The 13,077-nt window shown below is 63.2% G+C and carries 15 protein-coding genes and 1 pseudogene; 11 read left to right on the top strand and 5 right to left on the bottom strand.

Annotated elements, in window-relative coordinates; all coding sequences use genetic code 11:
* The first annotated feature begins 117 nt into the window (after window positions 1-117).
* Window positions 118-564, top strand: a complete 447-nt coding sequence (locus NKI69_RS03890) for a bifunctional adenosylcobinamide kinase/adenosylcobinamide-phosphate guanylyltransferase (protein ID WP_352720126.1) — start codon at window positions 118-120, stop codon at window positions 562-564.
* Window position 565: 1 nt separating this feature from the next.
* A complete protein-coding gene (gene cobO / locus NKI69_RS03885; protein WP_023812363.1) occupies window positions 566-1,180 on the top strand; it encodes a cob(I)yrinic acid a,c-diamide adenosyltransferase in 615 nt (204 codons plus the stop codon).
* A 271-nt stretch (window positions 1,181-1,451) separates the two neighbouring features.
* On the opposite strand, the gene cbiB is transcribed toward cobO, so the two are convergent.
* Window positions 1,452-2,420 (bottom strand): adenosylcobinamide-phosphate synthase CbiB, encoded by a 969-nt coding sequence (gene cbiB / locus NKI69_RS03880; protein ID WP_023812362.1) that lies wholly within the window; start codon window positions 2,418-2,420, stop codon window positions 1,452-1,454.
* Here cbiB and cobD point away from each other — a divergent pair.
* Window positions 2,419-3,468: a threonine-phosphate decarboxylase CobD gene (gene cobD, locus NKI69_RS03875; RefSeq protein ID WP_023812361.1), complete on the top strand. Its 1,050-nt coding sequence runs from the start codon at window positions 2,419-2,421 to the stop codon at window positions 3,466-3,468. The genes cbiB and cobD overlap by 2 nt on opposite strands.
* On the top strand, window positions 3,465-3,974 hold the full coding sequence (locus tag NKI69_RS03870) for a tyrosine phosphatase family protein (protein WP_023812360.1): 510 nt from the start codon (window positions 3,465-3,467) through the stop codon (window positions 3,972-3,974). Before cobD ends, NKI69_RS03870 begins: the two co-directional genes overlap by 4 nt.
* A gap of 34 nt (window positions 3,975-4,008) precedes the next feature.
* On the opposite strand, the pseudogene NKI69_RS03865 reads toward NKI69_RS03870, so the two are convergent.
* The 4 genes and pseudogenes from NKI69_RS03865 to NKI69_RS03850 all read right to left on the bottom strand — a co-directional run.
* A pseudogene (locus NKI69_RS03865) lies at window positions 4,009-4,293 on the bottom strand (type II toxin-antitoxin system RelE/ParE family toxin); the annotation flags it as partial.
* A complete protein-coding gene (locus tag NKI69_RS03860; protein WP_023812358.1) occupies window positions 4,293-4,547 on the bottom strand; it encodes a type II toxin-antitoxin system ParD family antitoxin in 255 nt (84 codons plus the stop codon). The gene NKI69_RS03860 and the pseudogene NKI69_RS03865, both read right to left, overlap by 1 nt.
* A 169-nt stretch (window positions 4,548-4,716) precedes the next feature.
* Window positions 4,717-5,520 (bottom strand): creatininase family protein, encoded by an 804-nt coding sequence (locus tag NKI69_RS03855; RefSeq protein ID WP_023812357.1) that lies wholly within the window; start codon window positions 5,518-5,520, stop codon window positions 4,717-4,719.
* Window positions 5,521-5,574: 54 nt separating this feature from the next.
* Window positions 5,575-5,958 carry a RidA family protein gene (locus tag NKI69_RS03850; protein WP_023812356.1) on the bottom strand — a complete coding sequence of 128 codons (384 nt, stop codon included), beginning with the start codon at window positions 5,956-5,958 and terminating at the stop codon, window positions 5,575-5,577.
* Between the two features lie 265 nt (window positions 5,959-6,223).
* On the opposite strand from NKI69_RS03850, the gene NKI69_RS03845 reads away from it, so the two are divergent.
* The 7 genes from NKI69_RS03845 to NKI69_RS03815 all read left to right on the top strand — a co-directional run bounded on the left by NKI69_RS03845 (window position 6,224) and on the right by NKI69_RS03815 (window position 12,986).
* Entirely contained in the window at window positions 6,224-7,228 is a 1,005-nt protein-coding gene (locus tag NKI69_RS03845) for an ABC transporter substrate-binding protein (RefSeq protein WP_352720094.1), read from the top strand.
* A 12-nt stretch (window positions 7,229-7,240) separates the two neighbouring features.
* Complete coding sequence (locus NKI69_RS03840; protein ID WP_023812354.1) at window positions 7,241-8,068, top strand: ABC transporter ATP-binding protein; 828 nt, start codon at window positions 7,241-7,243, stop codon at window positions 8,066-8,068.
* The gene (locus NKI69_RS03835; protein WP_023812353.1) at window positions 8,055-8,906 is read left to right on the top strand and encodes an ABC transporter permease; all 852 of its coding nucleotides are present in this window, start codon (window positions 8,055-8,057) and stop codon (window positions 8,904-8,906) included. The genes NKI69_RS03840 and NKI69_RS03835 overlap by 14 nt, the downstream gene beginning before the upstream one ends.
* A 4-nt stretch (window positions 8,907-8,910) precedes the next feature.
* The gene (locus tag NKI69_RS03830) at window positions 8,911-10,209 is read left to right on the top strand and encodes a cytosine deaminase (protein ID WP_023812352.1); all 1,299 of its coding nucleotides are present in this window, start codon (window positions 8,911-8,913) and stop codon (window positions 10,207-10,209) included.
* A complete protein-coding gene (locus NKI69_RS03825) occupies window positions 10,209-11,612 on the top strand; it encodes an FAD-binding oxidoreductase (RefSeq protein WP_031213523.1) in 1,404 nt (467 codons plus the stop codon). Before NKI69_RS03830 ends, NKI69_RS03825 begins: the two co-directional genes overlap by 1 nt.
* Window positions 11,613-11,817: 205 nt before the next feature.
* Window positions 11,818-12,399, top strand: a complete 582-nt coding sequence (locus NKI69_RS03820; protein WP_023812350.1) for an NAD(P)H-dependent oxidoreductase — start codon at window positions 11,818-11,820, stop codon at window positions 12,397-12,399.
* A complete protein-coding gene (locus NKI69_RS03815; RefSeq protein ID WP_023812349.1) occupies window positions 12,399-12,986 on the top strand; it encodes an NAD(P)H-dependent oxidoreductase in 588 nt (195 codons plus the stop codon). Before NKI69_RS03820 ends, NKI69_RS03815 begins: the two co-directional genes overlap by 1 nt.
* Window positions 12,987-13,077 lie beyond the last annotated feature (91 nt).

Here is a 13,077-nt window from a genome sequence, read left to right as displayed (position 1 = left end):
TTTATAACAACTCCTACCCCCCGCCTGCTTCGCGTGGGCGCGCGGGGGGCGCGGGTTGTTTTTAAACCCCGCCGCCGCCGCGGGGGGGGCGCCGCCCCCCCCCCCCCCCACGCCGAAATTTTGGCGACCGCCTTGCCGCCGCCCTGGACCTATGTCGCCACGGCGCAAGCCTGGGATGACGAGATGCATGAACGCATCGCGTTGCACCGATCGCGGCGTGGCGAAGGCTGGACGACCATCGACGCACCGCTCGATCTCGCCGGCGCGCTCGGGGCCTTGCCCGACAGCCAGCCTGTGCTTGTCGACTGCCTGACGCTGTGGCTGACCAATCATATGCTGGCCGATCACGATCTCGAGCTTGAATGCCGTCGGTTGGCGGACGTGCTGTCGCGGCCGCGCGGGCCATGGTTCGTGGTGTCTAATGAAGTCGGCCAGGGTATCGTGCCGGACAATGCACTGGCGCGCCGCTTTCGCGATGCCGCCGGGCGGCTCAACCAGCAGGTCGCCGCTGTCGCCAATACGGTGCTGCTGATGGTGGCGGGGCTGCCGCTCAAGGTGAAATGACATGACCGACATCGACGATAAGGGCGAAGAACGCCACCGCGCCAAGATGGCCAAGCGCAAGGCGGTGCAGGATGCCGAGGTGGCGAGCAAGACGGTCGAGAAGGGCTTGCTCATCGTCAACACCGGACCGGGCAAGGGAAAGACCACAGCTGCCTTCGGCCTGGCGCTGCGCATGCTCGGCTACGGCAAGCGCGTCGGCGTCGTCCAGTTCATCAAGGGCAAGTGGCACACCGGCGAGAAGGATGCTTTCGCCGCCTTCGGCGACCGCGTCGTCTGGCACGCGATGGGCGAGGGGTTCACCTGGGAGACGCAGGACCTGAAGCGCGACATCGCAGCCGCCGAAGCCGCGTGGGTCAAGGTGCTCGAACTGATGGCCGATCCGTCGATCAGCCTGCTGGTGCTCGACGAACTGAACATTGCGCTGCGCTACGACTATCTCGACCTCGACAAAGTGGTTGCGGCGCTGAAGGCGCGACGCGAGGACCTGCATGTCGTCGTCACCGGCCGCAATGCCAAGCCGGCGCTGATCGAGGCGGCCGACCTCGTCACCGAAATGGGCGTGACCAAGCACCATTTTTCCGCGGGCGTGAAGGCCCAGCAGGGGATCGAGTTCTGAGGCTTCTTACCCCCTTTGAAGGCAGGGCTATCGCATATGGATTCTTGCGAAGAGGGACCCCCACCCTAACCCTCCCCACAAGGGGGAGGGAACGCTGCCGCGTGCCTTTAATTCTTCTTTGGCGCCGAAAAGACAGGCGATTCGCTTGGGTCGGCGCCAGCGGAAGTCTCCCTCGCCCTTGTGGGGAGGGGCTAGGGGTGGGGGTCCGTGCCGGGCAGACATCTCAGGAATTCCATATGCGATAGCCCTGCCCACAAGGGGGAGCGTGAGATCACGTCACGATGACAACGACCGAAACCAACCCGAACAGGGCGATCAGCAGATAGTCGGCAACGCGATAGAGTTTCAGCGCCTGCCTGATGTCGAGGCTGTCGGCTTCGCGCCGCCCACCTTCGCCCATGAAGACGTCGTCGACCAGTACGCCGCCGTAGCTGCGCGGCCCGGCGAGCGACAGGCCGAGCGCGCCGGCCATCGCCGCTTCCGGCCAGCCGGCATTGGGTGAGCGATGTTTTTTCGCGTCGCGCAATACCGCATGCCAGGCATTTTTCGCATCAGCGCCTTTGACGAGGAACGCCGCCAGCACGATCAGCAGCGCCGTCAGCCGCGACGCCGGCAGATTGATCCAGTCGTCGAAGCGCGCCGCTGCCCAGCCGAACGCCTCGTGGCGCGGGGTGCGGTGGCCGATCATCGAATCGGCGGTGTTGGCGGCCTTGTAGGCGGCGCCGCCGGCCAGGCCGCCGACGCCGGTCCAGAAGGCGGGGGCGACGATGCCGTCAGAGAAATTCTCGGCCAGGCTCTCGATCGCCGCGCGGCAGACGCCGGCCCTGTCGAGCGTTTCAGGGTCGCGGCCGACGATCCGCGAAACGGCAACGCGGCCCAAAGCCAGGCCGCCGGTGTCGAGCGCGTCAGCCACCGCCTCGACATGCTCATAGAGGCTCTTTTGCGACAGAAGCGACGTTGCCAGAAGGGCCGTGATGACGAGGCCCATGGGAACAAACCAGAACAGGATCTGCACGCCCAGGCCAATTATCGCCGGCACCAGCACGATGACCAGCAGCGCCTGGACACCACGCTTGCGACGCAGCGCGTCGGGATCAGTGGCGCGGTTGAGCCTGTGGTCGAGAAAGGATATCAGCCTGCCGAACCACGTCACCGGATGGCCGATGGCGCGAAACAGCCAATCGGGGTAACCGAGGGCGAATTCGACGGCCAATGACAGGAAAGCGATCAGGACTGACATGAAGCTTCTTAATGGGGCGGTTGTGGACCATGGTGGAAGTCTTGGCCGCGCGAGGGGGCTTTTTCCCAACGCCCTGCTGCCATTCGTCGACCTCTCGACCGGTATCAATCCGCACTCCTACCCGCTTTTCGACCTGCCCGCCACCTCGCTGTCGCGGTTGCCGGAAGCCGCGCGCACGCGTGAGCTGACAGAGATCGCTGCCAGTGCCTATGGGGCGCCGTCGCCAGCCAACATCGTGGCGGCACCGGGCACGCAGATCCTGTTGCCGCGCGTCGCCTCGCTGATTACCCCCGGAAGGGCGCTGGTGCTGGGTCCGACCTACGCCGAACATGCCCGCGCAGCAGTGATCGCCGGGCACGCGGTGACCGAGGTCGGCGATTTCGCTGACCTGGCGGACGCCGACCTTGCCATCATCGTCAATCCGAACAATCCGGATGGACGTGTCATCGAGCGCGACCGGTTGCTGGCTCTGGCTGCCGGATTGCGCGCCAAGGGCGGGCTGCTGGTTGTCGACGAGGCGTTCATGGATGTTGGGCCGCGCGAGCATAGCCTCTGCGGCGATGTCGGCCAGGGCGGTATCGTCGTCCTGCGTTCGTTCGGCAAGTTCTTCGGCCTGGCCGGGCTGCGGCTCGGGTTTGCACTTTCCGATGTAGCGACGGTCGAACGGCTTGAGACGCAATTCGGGCCATGGGCCGTCGCCGGCCCGGCGCTGGAATACGGCATCCGCGCGCTTGCCGACATCGACTGGCAGGACGCGATGCGATCATCTCTTGCCGGCGCATCGGCGCGGCTCGACGCGCTGTTGGCCCGCTTCGGCGTACCCGTAGCGGGCGGCACCACATTGTATCGTTTCCTCAGTTTGACCAATGCCGCCGATTTGTTTGCCGCGCTCGGCGAGCGCGGCATCCTGCTTCGCCATTTTGCCGATCGGCCTGACGTTCTGCGCGCCGGCCTGCCGGGAAGTGAGGAGGAATGGCAGCGGCTCGAGACCGCTCTTGCCGAATGGGCGTCGCGGCGCGAGGATCAATCGAAGGGTTCGGAACAATGATCCATGTCTGTTCGCTGGCAAAGATCGAGGAAACGGTGGCCAGGACCGGCGCCGACCGCATGCTGTCGCTGCTTGCCGCCGGAACGGAGGTGGTCCGTCCGGCGTCGATCGCCCGAGAAAACCATCTGCATCTGGTCATGCATGACATCGCGGCGGCGCAGGACGGCATGACCATGCCGGGCGAGGAGCATGTCCGTAACCTGCTCGATTTCGCGCGCCGCTGGGACCGGGCAAGGCCGATGCTCGTGCATTGCTATGCCGGCATCAGCCGCTCGACCGCCTCCGCCTACATCATTGCGGCGGCATTGGCGCCGAAACGCGATGAGGCCGAACTGGCTCAGACATTGCGGACGCTGTCGCCATCGGCGACACCCAATCCGCGGCTGATTGCGGTGGCCGATGCGCTGCTTGATCGCAACGGCCGCATGATCGAGGCAATCGAATCGATCGGGCGCGGTGCGGATGCCTTTGAAGGCACGCCCTTTGCGCTGAGGATCGACAGCTAGCTGCCCCATGTCGTTGTTCGATTATCGAGTGGCCTTCATTCGCCCAATCTTCATGCCCGTGGCGTACCCGGACAATGAACACGTCGTCGTCGGCTTCGATCCGGTAGACGACAAGATGGGCTTTGAAGGGATGGATACGCATCGGTGGCCTCAATTCAAGCCGCTCTCGCGCTATTCGGGGACTGGCAGCGATCAGGTCAAAGATCGTGAACAACTCGTCATGATACTGTCTGGCCTGCACAGCGCCGAACAGGCGCACCCCTTGCTCGGCAATACCGACGATGTCCTCTTCCGCGGCTAAAGAAAGGCGAAATCCCACTACCTATTGCCGGATGGCTTTTCAGCGCGTTTAACCGCCTCCGTGAAAAGCGCGTCCCTGGATCGATTGCCGATGCCACTCTTCAAGCCATCATCGACAAAGCGCTGCATGGCGGCAATCTTGTCGTTGCGCTCCTGATCCCGACGGATCAAATCGCGCACATAATCGCTCGCGTTGGCGTAGCGGCCCGTTTCGGTTTGCGCCTCAACCCAATCTTTCATCGGATCGGGCAATGATACGTTCATCGTTGCCATACTGGCCTCCATATCCCGTCCAGTATGGCCCATTTTGGCAAAGTTTGTCAAAATCTCTTGTGCGGAAATCTCTCTGTGCAAAAGCGTGATCGTCTGATCCGCCCTCCGTCGCCTGGTTTGTTCAAGAGGACAGCGTTTGCCTTTCGATGCCAGACCACTGGTTTGGAGGCTACGTCAACCAGTCCGCGAGCTTCGCCTTGCGGACATCCCGCAGCAGGCTGATGAAGCCGTCGGCCTGATATTCTGCCGTCAGCCGGCCTTTCTCCGCCGTCGCGATGCTGGCATCGCCGACGACGCCGTTCGGGTTGAGATCGCCAGCTATCCAGGCGAAGGCGTGGGTGCCGGTGTGGCGCAGCAGCGAGAATTCCTTCTCGGCCTTGGCGACATTGGAAACGAAATTGTCGGCCTTGGCCATGTCGACGAGGTCCGGCCGGAAATGCAGCATCAGCGAGGTCTCGACATCGCCGCCATGGATGCCGTGGCGGTCCTCGAGCTCGGTGTACATGCCGGACGGGCGGCCGAAGCGTTGCCAGCTGGTCTTTACCGCCAGCATCTTTTCACGCACGCGCAGTTCGCGCGTGACAATGCCCATGATCTCTTCGTTGCCGCCATGCGAATTGACCACGATCAGCTTGCGCACCCCGGCGCGCGCGATCGACAGGCCAAGCTCGGTCCAGGCTTCTATCAGCGTGGTTGCCGGCAGAGTGAGGGTGCCCGGCGCGTGCAGATGTTCGTTCGACTTGCCCACTGCCTGGACCGGCAGGATGCGGATGTCGAGATCGTCGGGCAGGCGCGAAATAACCGTGTCGAGCATGCCGTTCATGATCGAAGTGTCGGTAGAGACCGGCAGATGTGGCCCATGCTGCTCGATCGCCGCCACCGGCAGCACGGCGATCGTCGCCTCCGGATCGATCGAGGCGTATTCGGTGGTCCGGTAGTCGCCCCACCACACACGTCTTTTGGGTACGGTCATGTCATGCCTCTTCAATGGTCCGGCAGACCTAGCGCGGCAAGCGCGGTCTGTCGATCACCCGGCCGCGATGGCCTCGACCTCGACCTTGAATTCGGGGCGGGCAAAGCCGGAAACGATCATCAGCGTCGAGGCCGGCGCGGGGCTGGAAAACAGCCGGTCGCGGACATCCATATAGGGCCGCAGATGCGCGCGATCGGTGACATAGGTGTTGATGCGCACGATATCCCTCAGACCCAGGCCGGCTTCGCCGAGAATCGCCGCGATGTTTTGAAAGCAGAGTTCGGCCTGCGCGCCGGCGTCTTCGGGAATCTGGTCGTCCGCGGTGATGGCGACCTGACCCGAGCACAGCACCAGCCGCTTGCCAGCCGGCACCTCGACGCCGTGGCTGTAGCGGGCAAAGGGCGGCTTGATCGACTTCGGGGTGAGGAATCTGAACATGGCAATCTCCTGGATGCCGTCAGCCTAAAGCCGGACCCACTACACCTTCAAGATGGCGGTGCATGTTGCCCGGGCGATTATGGACAGCCGTTCAAAAAATAGGCACGATGCCTTCCGTACAGCATGACCCGTCCGCGCTTGGCATGGCAACGTCTTTCAAGCGGGCGGCCCCGGCGCCAGACGCCGGTGGCATGTGTCTTGCTTCTTGAATCTTTGGTGTCGAGCCTGGCGCGTGGCGCGCCGGAGCAAACAGAGGGTGGTGTCGATGTACGGAAAACAGAAGATCTCGGTGGCGATTGTGGCCCTGCTTGCAGCCAGCACGCTGGGTGCTGCTGCGAATGAGAAAGTCACCTTCGGCACCAACTGGTTGGCCGAGCCGGAGCATGGCGGATATTACCAGTCCGTGGCGGACGGCACCTATGCCGCCTGCGGCCTCGACGTCACCATTATGCAGGGCGGTCCGCAGGTCAGCGGCCGGCCGATGCTGCTGGCCGGCAAGATCGATTTCTACATGGGCGGCAATCTGCTGTCGGCTTTCGATGCCGTGCAGCAAGGCATTCCGATGCGGGTGGTGGCGGCGGATTTCCAGAAGGACCCGCAGGTCATGATGTCCCATCCCGGCGAAGGGCTCGACAAATGGGAGGACCTGAAGAACGCCGACCAGTACATATTGGGTGACGAGGGCGTGCAGACCTTCTTCCAGTGGATGGTCATCGAACTCGGCTTCGATGCCTCCAAGCGCGCGCCCTACACCTACAACACCGCTCCCTTCCTCGCCAACAAGAAGTCGATCCAGCAGGGCTACGTCACCTCCGAGCCGTTCGCGGTCAAGAAGGAAGGCGGCTTCGTGCCGAACCAGTTCCTGCTCGCCGACTATGGCTGGGATACCTACTCGACGACGATCGAGGTGATGCAGGACACGATCGACAAGAAGCCGGAGGTGGTCCAGTGCTTCGTCGATGGCTCCGCCAAGGGCTGGTACAAATATCTCTACGGCGACAACAAGGCCGCCAACGACTTGATCAAGAAAGACAATCCCGACATGAGCGACGAGCAGATCGCGTTCTCGATCGAGCAGATGAAGAAGTTCGGCCTGGCCGATTCCGGCGACACCGAAAAGCTCGGCATCGGCGCCATGACCGACGAGCGGATCAAGAGTTTCTACGACAAGATGGTCAAGGCCAAGGTCACGCCAGCCGGCATCGACATCAAGAAGGCCTACACGCTGACCTTCATCAACAAGGGCGTCGGGCTCGAGCTGAAGAAATAGGCCGGTCCCGGCATGATAAGGGAAAAAGTGGCGCCAGCGCCGGCTGTGTCGGGTACGGCCCCGACGCTTCTGGCGCTGCGCGGCGTCGGCAAGGTATTTTCCAACGGCGTGACGGCGCTCAGCGACGTCGACCTGACCATCCGGGAAGGCGATTTCCTCAGCCTGCTTGGGCCGTCGGGGTGCGGCAAGTCGACGGCGCTGCGGCTGATCGCCGGCCTGTCGACGCCGACCTCCGGCGTGCTCGACTGGCGCGGCGGCGGCTCGCTTGACCGTTCGAACATCGGCTTCGTCTTCCAGGAGCCGACGCTGCTGCCCTGGGCCAATGTTTTCGACAATGTCTGGCTGCCGCTTCGGCTGAAAGGCATTTCGCGCGCCAAGGCGACACCGGCGATCACGGAGATGCTGGCGCGGGTGCACCTGACCGGTTTCGAAGACGCGGTGCCGCGCGAACTGTCCGGCGGCATGAAGATGCGCGTCTCGATCGCGCGGGCCATGGTGACCAAACCGCGCGTGCTGCTGATGGACGAACCGTTCGCGGCACTCGACGAGATCACCCGCTTCAAGCTCAACAACGATCTCCTGGAACTGTGGCAGGACGAACGCTTCACCGTCGTTTTCGTCACCCACAGCGTCTTTGAAAGCGTGTTCCTCTCCAACCGCGTCGTCGTCATGGCGGCGCGGCCGGGCAGGGTGTTCGACGAACTCGCCATCGAGGCCACCTATCCGCGCGACGAGGCGTTTCGCACCTCGCCCGACTACGCGGCACTGTGCCGTCAGGCCTCCGATGTGCTGGTCAAGGCCATCAATTCAACAGCAGGCGCGCATCATGACGGCCATTGACGAGCGTGTGCTCAAACTCGACCCCGAGGAAGCACGCCGCGTGCGCCAGGAGCGGTTCGAACGGATCGGCCGCTGGGTGCTGCCGCTGGCGATCATGATCCTGGCGATCTGGCTGTGGGATCGCATCTGCGTGTGGAACGCGATCCCGCAATACATCCTGCCGCGTCCCGGCGTGGTGCTGTGGACACTCTACAACGATGCCGGCCTGCTGTTTTCCTCGCTGCTGGTCACCTTGCGCATCACCTTCCTCAGCCTGGCTCTGGCCGTCATCGGCGGGGTCGGGCTGGCGGTGCTGTTCGCGCAGTCGAAATGGGTCGAGATGTCATTCTTCCCCTTCGCCATCGTGTTGCAGGTGACGCCGATCGTGGCGATTTTCCCGCTGATCAACATCTATGTGAACGACCAGACGACCAAGCTTCTGCTGTGCGCCTGGATCGTCGCCTTCTTTCCGATCCTGTCCAATACCACGCTTGGCCTCAACTCCGTCGACCGCAATCTGCGCGATATGTTCAAGCTCAACGGCGCGACGCGTTGGCAGCAGTTGCGCTATCTCAGGCTGCCGGCGGCGATGCCCTATTTCCTCGGCGGATTGAAGATCGCCGGCGGCCTGTCGCTGATCGGCGCCGTGGTGGCCGAATTCGTCGCCGGCACCACCGGCCAGTCCTCTGGCCTTGCCTCGCGCATCATCGAGGCCGGTTACCGGCTCAACGCGCCGCGGCTGTTCGCGGCGCTGTTCCTGATCTCGCTGACCGGCATTTTGATCTTCCTCGTGCTGTCGCTGATTTCGCATCTCATTTTGCGGCGCTGGCACGAAAGCGCACTGAAGCAGGAGCGCTAGGCCCTTGATTCCGAACACAGGTTCATACCGGCTCGCCAATGTCAGGCTTCACGCATCCCTGACCCCAGGCCTTGGCGCTGCTCTCGACAGGGATGGCTTTGCGCTTGCCGACGTCACTATCGCGGACGGCAAAATCGCAGGCATTGCCGCCCACGGTCGTGCAGCGCCTGCTGATGCCGTCGATCTTGGCGGCCGCATCGTGCTGCCATGCTTCGTCGACTGCCACACGCATATCGACAAGGGCCATATCTGGCCGCGAAAGCCCAATCCCGACGGCACGTTCTTGGGCGCGCTGAATGCCGCCGGCGCCGATCGTGTGGCACGCTGGAGCGCCGAGGACGTTGCGAAACGGATGGATTTCTCGCTGCGCTCAGCCTACGCCCATGGCACCAGGGCAATGCGCACGCATCTCGACAGTGTCGCGCCGCAGGAAGAAATCTCCTGGCCGGTGTTCGAGACGATGCGCGAGGCATGGCGCGGCCGCATCGAGTTGCAGGGCGCCTGTTTGCTCGGCATCGAAGGCGTACGCGACAAAAAGTGGTTCGACAGGCTGGCAAAGAGGGTTGCCGCGGCAAAGGGCGTGCTCGGTGTCGTCACCTATATGGTGCCGGACCTCGAAGAACTGCTCGACCATGTCTTCGCGCAAGCGATCAAGCATGGCCTCGATCTCGATTTCCATGCCGACGAGACCGATGACATCTCCGCCATATCGCTGAAGAAGATCGCCGAGGCCGCTCTTTGGAACGGTTTCGAAGGAAAGATCCTCGTCGGCCATTGCTGCTCGCTTGCGCGCCAGCCGGACCTCGACGTGCTCGACACGCTGGACAAGGTGGCGAAGGCAGGGCTAGCCGTCGTTTCATTGCCGATGTGCAATCTCTATTTGCAGGATCGGCGCGGCGACGGCACCACGCCGCGCTGGCGTGGTGTGACGCTGCTGCACGAAATGAAGGCGAGGGGCATTGCGGTTGCCGTCGCATCCGACAATACGCGTGACCCATTTTATGCCTATGGCGATCTCGACATGCTGGAGGTTTACCGCATGGCGACGCGCATCCTGCATTTGGACCATCCGGTCGCCGACTGGCCGCAAGCGGTCACCGCGACGCCGGCCAAGGTGATGCGGCTTGATGGCTTCGGCACGCTTGCCGCCGGCGGCGATGCCGATTTTGTCCTGTTCAAAGGCCGAAGCTGGACGGAATTGCTCTCGCGGCCCGAATCGGATCGCATCGTGGTGCGCGGCGGCAAGGCGATCGACCGGCAATTGCCCGACTATGCCGAACTCGACGAACTGATGGTGGAATGATGGACGTTTCGGCGCTCAAACGCGATCTTGACGGGCTCAAGGTCGACGACAATCCGGCCATCGTCCAGCAGAAGAGCCGTGACTTCTACTGGTACAGCCCGGTGCTGAAGCAGCAACTGGACCATGTCACCGGCGATCTGATCGTGACGCCGAAGAACGAGGCCGAACTGATCCGCGTGCTTGCCGCCTGTCATCGCCATGGCGTGCCGGTGACACCGCGCGGCAGCGGCACCGGCAATTACGGCCAGGCGATGCCGCTCTCCGGCGGCGTCGTGCTCAACCTTGCCGAGATGAACGAGATCAAGTCGATCGCCCCGGGTCGCGTCGTGACCGGACCGGGGGCCATTCTGGCCGATATCGACAAGGCAACGCGAGCGCATTCCGGGCAGGAACTCCGGCTATCGCCCTCTACCTACAACACCGCTTCGATCGGCGGCTTCATCGCCGGCGGTTCGGGCGGCGTCGGCTCGATCAATTTCGGTGGCCTGCGTGATTTCGGCAATGTGCTCCGGCTGCGCGTGGTGACCATGGAGGCCGAGCCGAAAGCGCTCGAACTCACCGGCGAGGATCTGCACAAGGTGACCCATGCCTACGGCACCAACGGCATCATATCGGAGGTCGAGATGCCGCTGACCGCGGCTTATGAATGGATCGACGTCATCGTCGGCTTCGACGCTTTCATGGATGCGGCCCGCTATGGAAATGCACTGGCGTGCCAGGACGGTATCCTGACCAAGCTGATCACGCCGATAGCGGCACCCGTGCCACAGCTTTATTTCAAGCGGCACCAGAAATTCCTGCAGCAGGGGCAGAGCATCTGCGTCGTCATGGTGGCGCGGCATGGGCTGGACGCTTTACTGGCCTTCACCGGCCGGGCCGGTGGCGAGGTGATCTACAATGCCGCAACCGCAACGCTGGACGAAAAGAAGGGGCTGCCGCCGGCCTATGAGCTGGCCTGGAACCACACGACGCTGAGGGCGCTGCGCGTCGATCCTTCGATTACCTATCTGCAGTCGCTCTATCCCTTTCCCAACCAGCTCGCGTTGGTCGAAAAGATGGACAAGATGTTTCCGGGCGAGGTTTTCTCGCATCTGGAATTCGTGCGGCTGGACGGCAACATCACCTGCTTCGGCCTGCCGCTGGTCAAGTTCACCAGCGAGGCTCGGCTCGACGAGATCGTGCGCCTGCATGAGGAGAATGGCTGCCCGATCTTCAACCCGCATCGCTACACGCTGGAAGAGGGCGGCATGAAGCAGACCGACGCGGTGCAGCTCGCCTTCAAGCGCGAGACCGATCCGCAAGGCCTGCTCAACCCCGGCAAGATGATCGCCTGGGAGAACCCGGACTACGACTACCGTTCGGGTCGGACTTTTTTGTTCAAGGGGCTGCAGAGAGTGGGATGAGGAGAGGTTTGCGCTTGAGTACCCCCCTCTGTCCTGCCGGACATCTCCCCCGCAAGGGGGGAGATTGGCAGCCTTTGAGTCGCGACCATTCTGAGGCGTCGACAGTTAGCGAAAGCGATACGGCAGTCCGATCTCCCCCCTTGCGGGGGAGATGCCCGGCAGGGCAGAGGGGGGTGCCTCGCACTGACCTAGGGGATATTCCCCTGTGAACATCCTCGTCCTTTACGCCCATCCGGTCGAGACCAGCTTCAATGCCGGCCTGCACCGCATGATCGTAGAGCGGTTGACGGCGGCGGGCCATACGGTCGATGACTGCGACCTCTACGCGGAGGATTTCGATCCGCGGATGACGCGGCAGGAAAGGCTGGACTACCACAATCCGCGCGGCGCCGCTGACGCTGCCGCACCTTATGTCGAACGCCTGCTGCGAGCCGATGCGCTGGTGCTTTCCTATCCAGTCTGGAACTATGGCTTTCCAGCGATACTGAAAGGCTTTTTCGATCGCGTCTTCCTTCCCGGCGTGTCGTTCAAGCTGGTCGACGGCATGGCGCAGCCGTCGCTGCACAACATACGCAAGGTTGCGGCGGTGACCACTTATGGCGGCAGCCGGTTCCGCGCCATGCTGATGGGCGATCCGCCGCGCAAACTGATCAAGCGCATGCTGCGCGCCACCGTCAAACCGGGCGCGCCGGTGACCTACCTCGCGCACTACGCGATGAATCTCTCGACCGATGACACACGGCGGAAATTCATTGCCAAGGTCGCGGCCAGCATGGATGCCTTCTGATGCGTGCGCTGGTGGTCTACTGCCATCCGGTGCCCGACAGCTTCTGTGCGGCCATTCGCGACAGCGCCGTCGAGGTGCTGATGCGACGAGGCTGGGAGGTGCGGCTGCTCGACCTCTACGCCGATAAATTCGACCCGGTGATGGGTTGCGACGAGCGACGCTCCTACAATGACCAGGCGCCGCAGGACCCGGCGCTGAAGCCGCATTTCGAGCTGCTCAACTGGGCCGAAGCGATCCTGTTTGTATATCCGACCTGGTGGTACGGACTGCCGGCGATGCTGAAGGGCTGGCTCGACCGGGTGTGGGCGACGGACGTCGCCTTCAAGCTGCCGGCCGGCAAGGGGCGGATCAAGTCGCTGATGACGCATGTGACCAAGGTCGGTGTCATCACCACCTGCGGCGCCCCGACCTGGTGGAGCGTCGTCGTCGGCCAGCCGGGACGCAAGACCCTGCTGCGCGGCATGCGGGCGCTGTGCGCGACGCGCTGCCGGACGTTTTTCCTGGCGCACTATTTGATGGATGCCTCGACGCCGGCAACAAGGGCGGCGTTTCTGGCGAAGGTGCGGGCAAAGCTGGAGCGGTTTTGAGAAGCGGGGTCTCGTAGGGCGCTATCCCCACCCCGTCCCGCAATCTCCGCTCTGCTCCGACCGCGAGCCGACCCTCCCCACAAGGGGGAGG

The organism is Mesorhizobium sp. M0491, from assembly GCF_040321265.1.
Taxonomy (GTDB): Bacteria; Pseudomonadota; Alphaproteobacteria; order Rhizobiales; family Rhizobiaceae; genus Mesorhizobium.
The sequence above is the reverse complement of the archived record's forward strand: the minus strand, read 5'-3'. Positions and strand labels throughout refer to the sequence as shown.

What these genes read in the sequence shown, in the direction of transcription:
- cobO (WP_023812363.1), top strand. Translation starts at nt 566, where the DNA reads ATGACCGACATCGACGATAAGGGCGAAGAACGCCACCGCGCCAAGATG.
- cobD (WP_023812361.1), top strand. Translation starts at nt 2,419, where the DNA reads ATGAAGCTTCTTAATGGGGCGGTTGTGGACCATGGTGGAAGTCTTGGC.
- cbiB (WP_023812362.1), bottom strand. Translation starts at nt 2,420, where the DNA reads ATGTCAGTCCTGATCGCTTTCCTGTCATTGGCCGTCGAATTCGCCCTC.
- NKI69_RS03870 (WP_023812360.1), top strand. Translation starts at nt 3,465, where the DNA reads ATGATCCATGTCTGTTCGCTGGCAAAGATCGAGGAAACGGTGGCCAGG.
- NKI69_RS03860 (WP_023812358.1), bottom strand. Translation starts at nt 4,547, where the DNA reads ATGGCAACGATGAACGTATCATTGCCCGATCCGATGAAAGATTGGGTT.
- NKI69_RS03855 (WP_023812357.1), bottom strand. Translation starts at nt 5,520, where the DNA reads ATGACCGTACCCAAAAGACGTGTGTGGTGGGGCGACTACCGGACCACC.
- NKI69_RS03850 (WP_023812356.1), bottom strand. Translation starts at nt 5,958, where the DNA reads ATGTTCAGATTCCTCACCCCGAAGTCGATCAAGCCGCCCTTTGCCCGC.
- NKI69_RS03845 (WP_352720094.1), top strand. Translation starts at nt 6,224, where the DNA reads ATGTACGGAAAACAGAAGATCTCGGTGGCGATTGTGGCCCTGCTTGCA.
- NKI69_RS03840 (WP_023812354.1), top strand. Translation starts at nt 7,241, where the DNA reads ATGATAAGGGAAAAAGTGGCGCCAGCGCCGGCTGTGTCGGGTACGGCC.
- NKI69_RS03835 (WP_023812353.1), top strand. Translation starts at nt 8,055, where the DNA reads ATGACGGCCATTGACGAGCGTGTGCTCAAACTCGACCCCGAGGAAGCA.
- NKI69_RS03825 (WP_031213523.1), top strand. Translation starts at nt 10,209, where the DNA reads ATGGACGTTTCGGCGCTCAAACGCGATCTTGACGGGCTCAAGGTCGAC.
- NKI69_RS03815 (WP_023812349.1), top strand. Translation starts at nt 12,399, where the DNA reads ATGCGTGCGCTGGTGGTCTACTGCCATCCGGTGCCCGACAGCTTCTGT.